The organism is Nonomuraea sp. NPDC050022 (genome assembly GCF_044460705.1).
In the GTDB taxonomy this organism is placed as follows: Bacteria; Actinomycetota; Actinomycetes; order Streptosporangiales; family Streptosporangiaceae; genus Nonomuraea.
The window spans coordinates 186,256-200,489 of record NZ_JBITKE010000002.1; the positions used below are offsets into that span (position 1 = coordinate 186,256).

General features: G+C 69.7%; 15 protein-coding genes. 7 read left to right on the top strand and 8 right to left on the bottom strand.

Features of this window, described 5'->3' with window-relative positions; translation table 11 throughout:
• Window positions 1-6 precede the first annotated feature (6 nt).
• The 4 genes from ACIBO2_RS07350 to ACIBO2_RS07365 are packed head-to-tail and all read left to right on the top strand — an operon-like array spanning window position 7 to window position 4,866.
• Complete coding sequence (locus ACIBO2_RS07350; RefSeq protein WP_358538293.1) at window positions 7-1,791, top strand: ABC transporter substrate-binding protein; 1,785 nt, start codon at window positions 7-9, stop codon at window positions 1,789-1,791.
• Window positions 1,792-1,844: 53 nt separating this feature from the next.
• Window positions 1,845-2,825, top strand: a complete 981-nt coding sequence (locus tag ACIBO2_RS07355; protein WP_358538295.1) for an ABC transporter permease — start codon at window positions 1,845-1,847, stop codon at window positions 2,823-2,825.
• Complete coding sequence (locus tag ACIBO2_RS07360; RefSeq protein WP_358538297.1) at window positions 2,825-3,838, top strand: ABC transporter ATP-binding protein; 1,014 nt, start codon at window positions 2,825-2,827, stop codon at window positions 3,836-3,838. The genes ACIBO2_RS07355 and ACIBO2_RS07360 overlap by 1 nt, the downstream gene beginning before the upstream one ends.
• On the top strand, window positions 3,835-4,866 hold the full coding sequence (locus tag ACIBO2_RS07365) for a dipeptide ABC transporter ATP-binding protein (protein ID WP_357945315.1): 1,032 nt from the start codon (window positions 3,835-3,837) through the stop codon (window positions 4,864-4,866). The genes ACIBO2_RS07360 and ACIBO2_RS07365 overlap by 4 nt, the downstream gene beginning before the upstream one ends.
• A 60-nt stretch (window positions 4,867-4,926) precedes the next feature.
• On the opposite strand, the gene rpe is transcribed toward ACIBO2_RS07365, so the two are convergent.
• Window positions 4,927-5,607 carry a ribulose-phosphate 3-epimerase gene (gene rpe, locus ACIBO2_RS07370; protein WP_358538299.1) on the bottom strand — a complete coding sequence of 227 codons (681 nt, stop codon included), beginning with the start codon at window positions 5,605-5,607 and terminating at the stop codon, window positions 4,927-4,929.
• Between the two features lie 5 nt (window positions 5,608-5,612).
• Window positions 5,613-6,173, bottom strand: coding sequence for a hypothetical protein (locus tag ACIBO2_RS07375; protein ID WP_358538301.1), 561 nt, complete (start codon window positions 6,171-6,173; stop codon window positions 5,613-5,615).
• A 154-nt stretch (window positions 6,174-6,327) separates the two neighbouring features.
• Between ACIBO2_RS07375 and ACIBO2_RS07380 the strand changes: the two genes are divergently transcribed.
• Window positions 6,328-6,654: a hypothetical protein gene (locus tag ACIBO2_RS07380; RefSeq protein ID WP_358538303.1), complete on the top strand. Its 327-nt coding sequence runs from the start codon at window positions 6,328-6,330 to the stop codon at window positions 6,652-6,654.
• A gap of 24 nt (window positions 6,655-6,678) precedes the next feature.
• Here the strand turns inward: ACIBO2_RS07380 and ACIBO2_RS07385 are convergent, their stop codons facing one another.
• Window positions 6,679-8,139 (bottom strand): MFS transporter, encoded by a 1,461-nt coding sequence (locus tag ACIBO2_RS07385; RefSeq protein ID WP_397295857.1) that lies wholly within the window; start codon window positions 8,137-8,139, stop codon window positions 6,679-6,681.
• Window positions 8,140-8,269: 130 nt separating this feature from the next.
• Window positions 8,270-9,208 carry an aldo/keto reductase gene (locus ACIBO2_RS07390; protein WP_358538308.1) on the bottom strand — a complete coding sequence of 313 codons (939 nt, stop codon included), beginning with the start codon at window positions 9,206-9,208 and terminating at the stop codon, window positions 8,270-8,272.
• A 91-nt stretch (window positions 9,209-9,299) separates the two neighbouring features.
• Here ACIBO2_RS07390 and ACIBO2_RS07395 point away from each other — a divergent pair, with 91 nt between their 5' ends.
• Window positions 9,300-9,956: a TetR/AcrR family transcriptional regulator gene (locus ACIBO2_RS07395; protein WP_397295859.1), complete on the top strand. Its 657-nt coding sequence runs from the start codon at window positions 9,300-9,302 to the stop codon at window positions 9,954-9,956.
• Window positions 9,957-9,990: 34 nt separating this feature from the next.
• Window positions 9,991-10,953: a serine hydrolase domain-containing protein gene (locus ACIBO2_RS07400; RefSeq protein ID WP_358538314.1), complete on the top strand. Its 963-nt coding sequence runs from the start codon at window positions 9,991-9,993 to the stop codon at window positions 10,951-10,953.
• A 57-nt stretch (window positions 10,954-11,010) separates the two neighbouring features.
• Here ACIBO2_RS07400 and ACIBO2_RS07405 read toward each other — a convergent pair whose 3' ends face one another.
• From ACIBO2_RS07405 to def, 4 genes are all read right to left on the bottom strand, one after another.
• Window positions 11,011-12,420, bottom strand: a complete 1,410-nt coding sequence (locus ACIBO2_RS07405) for a transcription antitermination factor NusB (RefSeq protein ID WP_358538316.1) — start codon at window positions 12,418-12,420, stop codon at window positions 11,011-11,013.
• Window positions 12,378-12,617, bottom strand: coding sequence for a hypothetical protein (locus ACIBO2_RS07410; protein ID WP_358538319.1), 240 nt, complete (start codon window positions 12,615-12,617; stop codon window positions 12,378-12,380). Before ACIBO2_RS07410 ends, ACIBO2_RS07405 begins: the two co-directional genes overlap by 43 nt.
• 127 nt (window positions 12,618-12,744) lie before the next feature.
• Window positions 12,745-13,674, bottom strand: coding sequence for a methionyl-tRNA formyltransferase (gene fmt / locus ACIBO2_RS07415; RefSeq protein WP_358538322.1), 930 nt, complete (start codon window positions 13,672-13,674; stop codon window positions 12,745-12,747).
• 2 nt (window positions 13,675-13,676) lie between these two features.
• The gene (def, locus tag ACIBO2_RS07420) at window positions 13,677-14,225 is read right to left on the bottom strand and encodes a peptide deformylase (RefSeq protein ID WP_358538324.1); all 549 of its coding nucleotides are present in this window, start codon (window positions 14,223-14,225) and stop codon (window positions 13,677-13,679) included.
• Between the last annotated feature and the right edge of the window lie 9 nt (window positions 14,226-14,234).

The window sequence follows — 14,234 nt, forward strand, 5'->3', positions numbered from 1 at the left end:
AGAGAAATGAATCACCGCAAACGGTCGGCTCTCGCGGTTGTCGCGGCGGCCTCGCTGGCGTTGGTCGGCGCCTGCGCGCCGGGCAACGCGGGCGCTCCGTCGAGCGCCCCCGCGAGCGCGGGCGCCTCGTCTGCGCCGGCGGCGGCCTACAAGCCCCCGACGATCACCCTGGGCACCGCGGAGGACTCCAAGGGCCCCGCCATCCCGCCGGAGGGCGTCGTCAAGGGCGGCACCGTCACCATGATCGACCGGGACGACTTCGCCCACTTCGACCCGGCCCAGATCTACGTGAACACCGACGCGAACTTCGGCCTGCTCATCAGCCGCGGCCTGACCGGCTACAAGCGGATCGCCAAGGGCGACTACAAGCTGGTCGGCGACCTGGCCACCGACGCGGGCACGCCGTCCGACGGCGGCAAGACCTGGACGTTCACCCTGAAGGACGGGGTGAAGTGGCAGGACGGCAGCCCGATCACCTCAGCCGACGTGAAGTGGTCCGTCGAGCGGATGTTCGCCCCCTTCGTCACGTTCGGGCCGAACTACATTCAGACGTGGCTCACCTCCGAGGACTACAAGAAGGCCTACCCCGGCCCGTACGGCGGCAAGGAACTCGACAACATCGAGACCCCTGACGACAAGACGGTCGTCTTCAAGTTCAACTCGCCGCACGCCGACGCCAACTACGCCTTCGCCATGGCGGGCTACAACATCGTGCCCAAGGCCAAGGACACCAAGGAGAAGTACGACAAGGAGCCCGTCTCCTCCGGTCCGTACATCATCAAGTCGCACGTCGTCGACAAGTCCCTCGAGCTGGCCCGCAACCCCAACTGGGACGCCGCCACCGACCCGATCCGCGGCGCGTACCCGGACGTGTGGAAGATGGAGTTCGGCCAGGAGGCCACTCAGGTGACCGACCGGTTCGTGGCCGACTCAGGACCCGACCAGACGGCGTTCACGTTCTACTCCAACACCCCGGCGGAGCGGCTGCAGCAGGTGCTGGGCGACGCCAGCCTGGCCGACCGCCGCATGATCAGCCCGTCGCCGTACGGCAACTACTACTACTTCAACCTCGACCGGGTGAAGGACCAGAAGATCCGTCAGGCGATCAACTACGCCTGGCCGGCCAAGCAGATCCAGCAGGCCCTGGGCGGCCCGCAGGCCGTGGCGCTGCCGACGACGATCCTCAACGAGAACACCACGGTCGGCTACAAGCCGTACGACCTGTTCGGGAAGACGGCCAAGCCCGAGGGCGACATCGAGAAGGCCAAGCAGCTGCTGGCCGAGTCGAGCAACCCGCACCCGACCATCGTCTACGCCTACAACAACCTGCCCACCCAGGAACCGGTCACCCTGGTGATCAAGAACGCCCTGGAGAAGGCCGGGATCAAGGTCGTGGCCAAGTCGCTGGACCGTAAGACGTACTACGACTCGATCAGCCAGACGAAGAACGAGTTCGACCTGTACTGGGGCGGCTGGGGCGCCGACTGGCCGTCCGGCTCCACCGTGATGCCGATCATCTTCGGCCCGGTCTCCGACGGCGGGCAGAACATGAGCCACCTCAACGACCCGACGGTCAAGGCCGAGATGAAGAAGATCTCGGAGAACCCGGACATCAACGCGGCCAACGAGGCCTGGATGAACCTCGACAAGCAGATCCAGGAGACCATCACCCCGCTGGTCGTGGCCGAGAACCGGATCGGCACCTTCCTGCACGGCTCCAAGGTGGGCGGCGCCGAGATCGATCCGCAGCAGTGGATCGTCTCCCCCAACACCATCTTCGTGAAGCAGTAGCACCGCCGCTCCGGGCGCCGTCGCGGCGCCCGGAGCACCCTTTTGGAGATCTCGTGCTTCGATTCCTGACCCGCCGCGTCATCGGCGCCGCGGTCATCCTCGTGATCATCTCGGGGGTGACCTTCTTCCTGTTCTTCGTGATCCCCGCCGACCCGGCCCGACTGGCGTGCGGCAAGGTCTGCCCGCCGGAGACGCTGGCGCAGGCCAGGCACAACCTGGGCCTCGACCAGCCAGTCGTGGTGCAGTTCGTGTCGTGGCTCGGGGGGATCTTCTTCGGCCGAAACTTCGAGGGCCTCGGCAACTGCCCCGCGCCCTGTCTCGGCTACTCCTTCGTCAACCGCGCCCCGGTCTTCGAGACCATCATCGACCGGCTGCCCGTCACCATCGCGCTGACGATCGGCGCCTCGGTGATCTTCCTGACGTTCGGCGTGGCCACCGGCATCCTCGCCGCGCTGCGCCAGGGCAAGCCGCTCGACAAGATCGCCAGCATCTCGTCGCTGGTCGGCGCCTCGATGCAGATCTACTTCGTCGGCACGCTGGCCATGTACTTCTTCGTCTACCAGGCGCACATCTTCCCGCAGCCCAAGTACATCCCGATCACCGAGGATCCGCTCGGCTGGTTCGGAGGGCTGCTCCTGCCCTGGATCGTGCTGGCGATCATCTTCACCGCCAACTACACCAGGATGACCCGCTCCACGATGGTGGAGAACCTGGCTGAGGACTACGTACGGACCGCCAGGGCCAAGGGCATGTCCGGCAGGAGCGTGGTGCTGCGCTTCGCCCTGCGCGGCACGCTGACCCCGATCATCACCATCTTCGGCGTGGACCTGGGCCAGCTCATCGGCGGCGCGATCATCACCGAGACCACGTTCGGGCTGCAGGGGATCGGCCGCCTGTCGGTCCGCGCGGTCGACAACTCCGACCTGCCCACACTGATGGCCACCGTCCTGGTGGCGGCGGGCGCGATCGTGGTGATGAACATCGTCGTCGACGCCCTGTACGCCGTCATCGATCCCCGCGTGAGGCTGAGCTGATGTTCCTTGAGGTCAACGAGCTCACCGTCGACTTCCACACCGAGGACGGCGTGGTCCACGCGGTGGACCGGCTCTCCTTCCAGGTGGAGCAGGGGACCACGCTCGGCATCGTGGGAGAGTCGGGCTCGGGCAAGTCGGTGACGAACCTGGCCGTGCTCGGCCTGCACAATCCGGAGACGGCGAAGATCTCCGGCAGCATCACCTTCGACGGCCAGGAGCTGATCGGCGCGTCCAGGTCCACGATGGAGAAGCTGCGCGGCGACCGGATCGCGATGATCTTCCAGGACCCGCTGACGTCGCTGTCGCCGTTCCACACGATCGGCGCGCAGATCGCCGAGGTGTATCGCAAGCACAAGGGCGTCTCGCGGTCGTCCGCGCGGGACCGGGCGATCGAGATGCTGGACCGGGTCGGCATCCCGCAGCCGAAGGTCCGCGTCGACGACTACCCGCACCAGTTCTCCGGGGGCATGCGCCAGCGCGCGATGATCGCCATGGCGCTGGTCTGCGACCCCGGGCTACTGATCGCCGACGAGCCGACGACAGCGCTCGACGTCACCGTACAGGCGCAGATCCTCGACCTGCTGAGCGAGTTGCAGGAGCAGTCGGGCACGGCGATCGTGCTGATCACCCACGACCTGGGCGTGGTGGCCAACACCGCGCACAACGTGCTGGTCATGTACGCCGGGCGGGCCGTGGAGCGGGGCACGATGCACGAGGTGCTGCGCGAGCCGCGCCATCCGTACACCTGGGGGCTGCTGGGCTCGATGCCCAGCCTGCGCCGCCCGGTGGACCTGCCGCTGGAGCCGGTGCGCGGCACCCCGCCCAGCCTGATCAACCTGCCGTCCGGCTGCGCGTTCCACCCGCGCTGCGACTACATGAAGCTGCTCGGCAAGGAAGTGTGCGCCGGTGACCGGCCCGAGCTGTCGCCCGAACACGGCCACGGCGACGCCTGCTTCCTGACGCTCAAACAGAAGGCGGAGCAGCGCCGGCGACCAGTTGAGGAGACGAAGTGACGGAGAAGCTGCTGGAGCTGTCCGGGGTGGTGAAGCACTTCCCCGTCAGAGGCGGCTTCCTGGTCAAGCACCAGGTCGGCGTGGTGCACGCGGTGGACGGCATCGACCTGACCGTGCACGCGGGCGAGACGCTCGGCCTGGTCGGCGAGTCGGGCTGCGGCAAGTCGACGACCGGACGGCTGGCGGCCCGGCTGCTGGAGCCGACCGGCGGCCGCATCACCTATGACGGCCGCGACATCACCCACGCGGGCCGCCGCGAGCTCAAGCCGATCAGGCCCGAGATCCAGATGGTCTTCCAGGACCCGTACTCCTCGCTGAACCCGCGGCACACGGTCGGCTCGATCATCCGCGGCCCGATGGACATCAACGACATCAACCCGCCCGGCGGCCGGGAGGCCCGCGCCAGGGAACTGCTGGAGATCGTCGGCCTGAACCCGGAGCACTACAACCGCTTCCCGCACGAGTTCTCCGGCGGCCAGCGGCAGCGCATCGGCGTCGCCAGGGCCCTGGCCCTGGAGCCCCGGCTGATCGTGGCCGACGAGCCGGTGTCCGCGCTGGACGTGTCGATCCAGGCCCAGGTGATCAACCTGCTGCAGCAGCTGCAGCGGGACATGGGGATCGCGTTCCTGTTCATCGCGCACGACCTGGCGGTGGTCCGGCACTTCTCGCAGCGGGTCGCGGTCATGTACCTGGGGAAGATCGTCGAGATCGCGGACCGGGAGTCGCTCTATGAGCGGCCGCGCCATCCGTACACGCACGCGCTTTTGTCGGCGGTGCCGGACGCGGACGTGGAAGGGCCGGCGCGGCAGCGGATCCGGCTGGCGGGGGACGTCCCGTCGCCGCTCAACCCGCCGTCGGGGTGCCGCTTCCGTACGCGGTGCTGGAAGGCGCAGGAGAAGTGCGCGGTGGAGGAGCCGCCGCTGACGCGGCTGTCGGGCAACCACGAGGGCCACCTGACCGCCTGCCACTTCCCCGAGGCCCCCACCACCCAAGGTGAGGACGTGGTGCTGGACCCGGCGCTGGCGTGATCATCCTGCTCTGACCGACCATCCGGCCCGCCGTGCTTCTCGCGGCGGGCCGGACGTCTTTCACAACCGTTTTTCTTGTACGGCCTGAGCTTGTTCGGCCTGGGACCGGAGGGCGTCGACCGCCGCCGCCGGGTCCGAGGCGCCATAGACGGCGCTGCCCGCCACGAAGACATCCGCGCCGGCCACCACGCAGCGCTCGATGGTGTCCGCGTCCACCCCTCCGTCCACCTGGAGCCAGATCTGCCCGCCGTGCCGCTCGATCAGGGCGCGGGCCCGGCGGATCTTGGGCAGCACCATGTCGAGGAACTTCTGCCCCCCGAACCCCGGCTCGACCGTCATCAGCAGAAGCATGTCGACCTCACCCAGCAGATCCTCGTAGGGTTCGATCGCCGTGGCCGGGTTGAACGCGATGGCCGCCCGCGCGCCCAGCGACCGGATCTCGCGCAGCGTGCGCACCGGTGACTTCGCCGCCTCCACGTGGATCGTGACGCTGCCCGCGCCCGCCTCGGCGTAGGGCGGGGCCCAGCGGTCGGGGTCCTCGATCATGAGGTGGCAGTCGAGCGGCATCGAGGTCGCCTTGCGCAGCGCCTCGACCACGGGCAGCCCGAGGGTCAGGTTGGGCACGAAGTGGTTGTCCATGACATCCACGTGCAGCCAGTCGGCATTGGTGACGGCCGCGGCTTCGTCGGCGAGCCTGGCGAAGTCGGCGGACAGGATGCTGGGCGAGATCTGTAGGGCCATGATGGTCAGAGTCTATTGAACGGCGCCCACACCCGCAGCGGTGCGGGTCCGTCGAGGTGCCCAGCCGCCCACGGCGAAAGCGCACCGACCCTCTTGAGGACGGCGCCCTCGATCCCGAGGCCGCCCTTCGCCAGTGCCACCCAGCCGCCCAGCCGCGGCCCGCCCAGTAACGCCCCGTCCACCGGTGACGGGGTCAAGTCCCGCACCAGGTCGGTGACAGCCTCCAGGACCCGCTCGAGTTCATCCCGCTGCCATGGCTGGGCGGGCAGCCGACCCGGAATCTCCTCGAATATCAGCGCGACCCAGTCACCATCGTCATACGCGTCCAGCAACCGTGGCACCGGCACCGTCCGGGGAAGCCACCGCGAGATCTCGATCTCCCTACGGTGAAAGGCCGCCACCGCCGGCGTCGCCAACGTACTCGCCGCCTTCACGAACGCGCCCCCGCCGCCCGCCAGACGCACGCGCGCGGCCAGGCCCTCGGAGAACCCGCCCGGCTGGCTGACCGCGCCGACCACCCGGTCACCGAGCAGCCGCTCGATCCCCGCCGCCACCTCTTCAGGCACGGCCGCCCAGGCGATCCTCCTACCGCCCGTAGCCCGCGGAAGCGCACCGGAACCGTCTTCCTGACTGCTCACACTCCGTGATCCTTCCTGCTCTGGCCACCTGGGAATTGCGGTTCCCGGCAGCACAGGATGAGCCGCAAGCTACGATGGCCACATGACCGCTCCCCAGCACCGCGCGCAACTTGCCGCCCGCGTCCAACGCCTCGAAGCGGCCGCTTTTACGCTCGGTTCCGACCTTGGGGATATCAAGGCCGCGGTGGACCAGCTCCCGCAGACGATCCGCCAGGAGATCCTCGAATACACGGAGCCCGTCTTCGGGGAAATCATGGCGGGCAATGCTTCGCTGGCCACGAAGGAGCAGCTGGACCAGCTGGAGCAGCGCCTGAATGACCTGAAAGACCTGACCGAAGCACGTTTTGGTCATGTTGACGCCAAACTGGACCAAATCCTGGTGGCTCTGGCGCAAACGCCTCCGCGCTGAGCCCTGGGAGCAAGGAAAGCGGTCTCAGCTTTTGGCCGTGGTGCCGTGGCGGAAGAGGGCGGCCACGAGCGCCGCCACCGCGAGGCTGGTCACCGCGCCCACGAGCACCGCCAGGTGCATGCCGTCGAGGACGCCGCCGACGTTCGCCTTGACGCCGGTGACCGTGCCGGCGCCGTAGATCGCGACAGCGGCCAGCACGGGAGTGCCGAGGGTCAGGGCGACCTGCTGGCTCATGGTGCTCAAACCGGTGGCCAGGCCCTGCTCCTCGTCAGGCAGGCCGGAGGTGGCGATGACCGTGTAGGAGACCAGGCCCATGGCGTGGCCGAAGAACGCGACCGCGACGGCGGCGAGGACGATGTAGATACCCGTGGCGCCTTCGCCCACGGCCAGCAGCCCCAGGAGGCCCAGACCCTGGACCGCCAGGGCGATGACGAGGGTCCGCTTGCCACCGATGGCGCCGATCACCCGGGGGGCGAGGAGCCCGCCCGCGATGGCCGCGATGCTGGACCCGCCGAACGCCAGGCCGGAGGCGAGCGGCTGGTAGTCGAGGACGTCCTGCAAGTAGAGCGTCATCTGGAAGACGACCGCGCTGGGCATGCTGATGACGATGATCCCGGCGAAGTTGCCCCAGCGGACAGTGGGCCGCTTGAGCACGCTGACCGGCGCCAGCGGGTGCGGGCTGCGTAGTTCGATGAACCAGAACGCGACCAGCAGGAGCGCGGCGAGGATCAGGCAGCCGATGACGATGGGGTCGCCCCAGCCGTTCCGCTCGGTCGCGGAGATGCCGTAGACCAGGCTCACCAGGCCGCCGGTGACCGTGACCGCGCCGGGAATGTCGAGGCGGCGGCGAATCCGCTCGCCGGTGTCGCTCAGCACGCGCGGGGCGATGAGCACGATGAGCGCGACGACCGGCAGGTTGATCAGGAAGGCCCAGCGCCAGCTCAGCAGCTCTGTCAGTACTCCCCCGAGCACCGACCCGAGCGCGAAGCCGCCGGTCAGCAGGGTGCCGTTGAGCCCGAGGGCGCGCCGGCGGAGCGGGCCTTCCGGGAAGGACGTGGTGAGCAGCGACATCGCGGCGGGTGTTGCCATCGCGGTGGCCAGCCCCTGCCCCATACGTCCGGCCAGGAGCATGCCCGGCGACTGCGCCAGGCCGCCGACCAGCGACGCCACGCCGAGGAGCAGCATTCCCGCCAGGAAGAGGTTGCGCCGGCCGAACAGGTCGGCGACGCGGCCGAACAGCAGGGTGAAGCCCGCGGCGGGCAGCATGAACCCCGTGACGATCCATTGCAGGCTGCTCAGCTCGAAGCCCAGCTCCGAGCCGATCGTCGGCACGGCGATGTTGAGTACCGAGAAGTCGACCGCGAGCATGAACTGGGCGCCGAGCAGGAGAACCAGGATCAACTTGTGCCGGGACGTCATCTGGTTCTCGATGGGTTCGTCCCGCGCCTGCCTGCTGGAATCGAGCGTGGAGTCGAGCTCCGTCATGGTGTTCCTCTCGCCTGGTGCTCTCTTACGTCGGAGGGCTCGATCACGGGTTCGTGAGGGTCGATCACGGCCCGTGAGCGAGCCAACAGCAACTAGAGGAACACCGGCGGGCCACGGCCGGTTGCGGGAATCAGCCCAGCGGGACGTCTGACGAGCGGGAGGGGATGGCGTCGAGCGTGTCGAGCATGGCGCCGTCGAAGGTGATCGCACCGGCGGCGATGTTCTCGTCGAGGTGCTCGATGCTGGCGGTGCCGGGGATGAGCAGCACGTGGGGCGCGTGGTGCAACAGCCAGGCGAGGCCGACCTGTACGGGCGTGCGGCCGAGGGACGTCGCGGCGGCGTGCACGGCCGCTTCGTCGGTCACCTTCGGCATCTGGGGGAAGGCGCCGCCGAGGGGGAAGAACGGTACCCAGGCGATGCCCTCGGTCCGGCACAGTTCGAGCACGGCTTCGTCGTCTCGGGTGACGAGGCTGTAGGCGTTCTGCACGCAGGCGATGCCGGCGGGGAGCGCTCGGCGCAGCCCGTCGAGGGTGACGCTGCCCAGCCCGATCGCGCCGATCTTGCCCTCGTCGCGCATCGCCGTCATCACGGCGAGCTGGTCGTCGATGTCGACCGCCTGATCGCCCGTGGCCCGCACGCCGGGACCGGAGTCGGGACGGCGCAGGTTCACGACCGGGATCTGCTCCAGGCCGAGGCTGAGGAGGTTGTCCTCGACGCTGGCGCGGAGTTCTTCGGGCCGCTGTGCGAGCCGCAGCGGGATCGGACCGTCTGGATCGGGGGTGGCGCCGACCTTGCTGACGACCATGACATCGTCCTCCGGCCGGATCGCCTCGCGAAGGAGCCCGTTGACGAAGCCGTTGCCGTAGAACTGGGCGGTGTCGATGTGGTCGACGCCGGAGTCGATCGCCCGGCGCAGGACCGCCAGGGCCGCGTCACGGTCGTCGTGCAGGCGGCTGAGCTGCATGGCGCCATATCCGATGCGGGACACGGTACGCCCGGCGAACTGAGCGGTGCCACCGGGCCGCGGAACCTTGACCGGCTCATCGGAAAGGGTGTTGCTGGAGGTCATGATAATCCCATCCAGGTAAGATGCCAGAGATAGCGGAGGAACCTCCGGTATCTCTGACCGACTATAGAGCAATATCGGAGGTACCTCCACTTTGACTTCGCCTGAACCGGTGTCCGCCGACACCTCTTTGAGTTCGCCCGAACCGGCGTCCGCCGACACCGCCGCAGAACAGCCGACCACGACACAGCGTCCGCTCCGCGCCCACGCCCAGCGCAACCGGGACAAGCTCATCGCCGTCGCCCGGACCGCCTTCGCGGCCGCCGACGACACCGTCCCGCTCGAAAGCATCGCCCGTGAGGCGGGCGTCGGGATCGGCACCCTCTATCGCCATTTCCCGACCCGCGAGGCGCTCGTGGAGGCGGTCTACGCAGCCGAACTCGACAACATCACCACGGGCGTCCCGGCCCTGCTCGAACAACTCCCGCCGCCGCTCGCGCTGCGCGCCTGGCTGGAGCGCTACGGGGCGTTCGCCGCGATGAAACGTGGCATGGCCGACGCACTGCGCGCCGGGCAGGCCTCAGGCCGCATCCCGACAGCCACCACCAGGGAACGCATCACCGCCGCGATCACGGCGATCCTCGCCAAGGGCGCCGAAACGGGCTCACTCCGTGCGGACGTCGACCCCGACGACGTCGCCACGATGCTCTTGGGCATCTTTCTCGCCACGGCGGCCCGCGACACCCCCGAGCAGACCGGCCGGCTCCTCGACCTGATCGTTGACGCCCTACTCCCCAATCCAGGCCGCTAGCGGGGGTGTCGCGGGCAGCCCGAAGGATCATTTCGTGTCCCAGACGTACCAACGCATGACAGCCCTCGTCTGCGAAGCCGGCTACCGCAGCGACGAACCGATCGTGGTCGGGATGCGGCAAGGCGGCGCGCCACCCGTACTCCTCGCCCAAGGGCTGTCAGTGACCGCCGCGACGCTCGCCTACGCGGCGTCGCTGTCGAAGCAGATGACCGCGGCCTGCGTGGCGTTGCTGGCCCAAGATGGCGTACTGGACATGGAATCGACCCTGTCACCGTGGCTGCCTCAGCTACCGGCGTGGGCCGGCACCATCCGCCTGCGGCACCTCGTCCATCACACAGCCGCCCTTCCCGCCGACTCCGAGATCGATGCCATCATCACCGGCGACGCCGACCGGACCACCCCGGGCATCATCCAAGCGCTCGCCCAGTTCCCGGACCTGGACCACCGGCCGGGGACCGAACACCGCTATTCCAACGCCGGATACGTCTGCCTGGCCGCGGTGGTGGAACGAGCGGCGGACACGCAGCTGCCCGACTTCGCCGAGCGCCACCTCTTCGTCCCGCTGGCGATGGCGGACACCCGGTACTGGCCCGGGCCTGACCCGACGCCTCCGGGCGCCGCGCCGCTTGCCCGCCTTCATCCCGCCCCGCTGTCCCTGGGTGACGGAGGGGTATGGACCACTCTCAGCGATCTGCTGCGCTGGGGCCAGGCGCTCAACGCCGATGAACTCGGCATCTCGGAGCTCATGCAGACTCCTGGACGCCTCGACGACGGAACGCCGATCGACTACGCCTGGGGCATCGGCGTCCGATCCCACGCCGGGCACCGCGTCTATCGGCACGGAGGAGGCTGGACCGGCCTGCGTGCCCTGCACGCCCGAGTACCCGACCTGGACCTGAGCGTGGCTCTCCTCGCGCTCAACGACGACACCGAACGCCGAGTCCCGCTCCTCAACGGCCTTCTCGATGCGGTGACCAATCCCAGCTTCCGGTCGTAGAACGAGCAGACCTGAGTCCCGGCGCCCATCACGCCGGGAAACGCGAACATGATCCGCTCAGAGCGGACGCTTGCGGAGGAGGGCGAGGAACATCGCGTCGGTGCCGTGGCGGTGCGGCCAGAACTGCGCGTGCGGGCCGTCGCCCAGCCCCTCGATCTCCGGCAGGTAGTCGCGCGCGTCGAGCTGCTCCACGTCGCCGCGCCGGCCGGCGACGTCACCGACGACGACCCGGGTCTCGGCCAGGTGCGGCGAACAGGTGACGTACGCGACCACCCCGCCGGGCCGTACGGCGTCGAGTGCGGCGTCGAGCAGACGTCGCTGCAACCGGCCCAGCTCGGCGATGTCCGCGGGATCCCGCCGCCACCTCGCCTCGGGGCGACGGCGCAGCGCTCCGAGCCCGGTGCAGGGCGCGTCCAGCATGATCCGGTCGAACGCACCCGGCCGCCAGGCCGGCTCGGTCCCATCGGCGGTGACCACGGCGGCGTCCCGGGTGGTCTGCCAGACCAGCCGCGCCCGGTGATACTGCACGTCGGCGGCCAGCAGCCGGGCCCCACCCGGATAGGCCACAGCCCGAACCCCGAGCCCAACAGGATCGGCGAGATCGCGGTCGTCGGAAGCCGCGACGCCTCCGCGGTCGGCAAAGTAGCGGTCGTCGGAGGCCGCTAGGTCGCCATAGGTGGCGATGGCGTCGAGGAGGCCCGCCTTGCCGCCCGGACCGGCGCACATGTCGAGCCACAGCTCGTCACGCCCGTCGAGCGGGACGCGGGTGAGAGCGAGCGCCACGAGCTGGCTGGCCTCGTCCTGGACGGCCGCGCGGGTCTCGGCGACCGCCGGGATCCTGCCCGGGTCGCCCTCCGGCAGGTAGGCGGCGTACGGCGAGTAGCGGCCCGGGTCGGCGCCGCTGTCGGTCAGCTCCTCGATCGAGCTGCGGCCGGGCCGGGCGACCAGTGTCACCAGCGGCCGCGCGTTGTCGGCGGCCAGCAGGTCGGCCACCTCGTCGGCCCGGCCGCCCAGGGCGTCGCGGAACGCGCTCACGATCCACCGCGGATGGCTGTAGGCGACCGACAGATGCCCGGCCGGGTCATGGGCCTCGTCGGGGGCCACGATCGGGACCCACTCCTCGATGGTCCGTGACCCGATCTTGCGCAGCACGGCGTTGACGAACTTGGCGGCGCCCGCCCCGATGCGCAGCCGTACGAGATCGACGGTCGTGCCGACGGCGGCGTGCGGGGGAACGCGCATCTTGAGCAGCTGGTGGGCGCCGAGCCGCAGGGCGTCGCGCACGTCGGAGTCGGGCGCCCGGTCGACGCACATCTCGATGATCGCGTCGTACGTCCCGAGCCCGCGCAGCGTCCCATAGGCCAGCTCGGTCGCCAGCGCCGCGTCACGCCCCTTCACCTCACGCTCGCGCAGCAGGCGCGGCATCAACAGGTTGGCGTACGCGTCACGCTCGTCGACGGCCCGCATGACGTCGAAGGCGGCATTGCGCGCCTGGTCACGCGCCGGACCCCGCGACCGGCCCCGGCCACCGCCACGACTCCCGCCCTGACCGCCCCGGCCACTACCTTGACCAGCCTGGCCACCGCCTCGGCTGCCGCCTTGACCACCCCGGCCACTGGCTTGACCGCCTTGGCCGCCTTGACCACCCCGGCCGCCGCTGCCATGTCCGGTCCCGGTAGGCCGTCCCTCGTTCTGGCGGCGTGGGCCCTGTCCCATGTCGTTTCTCACTCGACACCTGGTCTCACTCGGCACCTGGTCTCACTCGACACCTGGTCTCACTCGAACCTGGTCTCACTCGAACCTGCCGTCGCTCTCAGGACGCACACCGCGCGCCCACTCCCCCGCGCTCATCAGCCGCTTGCCCTGCGGCTGGAGCTCGCCCAGCTCGACCGGGTGGGTCGCGGTGCCGACCAGCACGGTGTTCTTGGTGGCGGCGATGGCGCCGGGCGGCAGCGGCTCGGCCGTGGGGGCGAGCCGGACCGGGCCGAGCTTCAGCCGGTGGCCGCGGAACTCGCTCCAGGCGCCCGGGTTGGGGGTGCAGGCGCGAATCAGGCGGTCGACGCGCATGGCGGGCGCGGACCAGTCGACCCGGGCGTCGGTCACGTTGATCTTGGGCGCGATGCTGACCCCGTCGGCCGGCTGGGGAACCGCCTGCAGCTTGCCGTCGGCCACCCCGTCGAGCGTGGCCGACAGCAGCTCGGCGCCCGAGACCGACAGGCGTTCGAGCAGCGCGCCGCTGGTGTCGTCGGGACGGATCTCCTCGGTGACGACACCGAAGACCGCCCCGGCGTCGAGCTCCTTGACGATCTGGAACGTCGAGGCGCCGGTGATCTCGTCACCGTGCAGAATCGCGTGCTGGACAGGCGCGGCGCCCCGCCAGGCGGGCAGGATCGAGAAGTGCAGGTTGATCCAGCCGAGCGGCGGCACGTCGAGCGCGGACTGCGGCAGCAGCGCCCCGTAGGCGACCACGGGGCAGCAGTCGGGCTCCAGCCCGCGCAGCCGGTCGAGGAACTCCGGGTCGCCGGCCTTGGCCGGGCGCAGCACCTCGATGCCCGCCTCCTCGGCCAGCTCGGCCACCGGCGACGGGTGCACCTTGCGACCGCGCCCCGACTGGGCGTCGGGCCGGGTGACCACCGCGACGACCTCGTGCCGCGGCGAGTCGATCAGTGCGCGTAGTGACGGCAGTGCCGTCTCGGGCGTGCCCGCGAAGACCAGGCGCATCGTCAGAGTGCCTTCCCGCCCGTGGTGTGCGGGGAGAACTTGACCATGGGGGCGGACAGCCCGCTCCACTCCGCCTCGCGGACGGCCTTCATCGCGAGCTTGCGCTGCTTGGAGTCCATCCGGTCGATGAACAGGATGCCGTCGAGGTGGTCGGTCTCGTGCTGGAAGCAGCGGGCCATCAGGTCGGTGCCCTCCAGCGTGACCGGCTCGCCGTACATGTCGAAGCCCTTGGCGACGGCGCGGATGGCCCGCGGCGTCGGGAACGACAGGCCGGGGAAGGACAGGCAGCCCTCCTCGCCCTCCTCGTCGATGTCGGCCGACAGATCGAGATCGGGGTTGATCAGATGGCCGAGCTGCTCGTCGACGTAGTAGGTGAACACCCGCAGCCCGACGCCGATCTGCGGGGCCGCGAGCCCGGCGCCGGGGGCGTCCATCATCGTGTCGGTGAGGTCTTTGACCAGCTTGCGGAGCTCCTTGTCGAAGTCGACGACCGGTGCCGCCGCGGTGGTCAGCACCGGGTCTCCGAACAGGCGGATCGACTGGATCGCCAAAGGGTCACT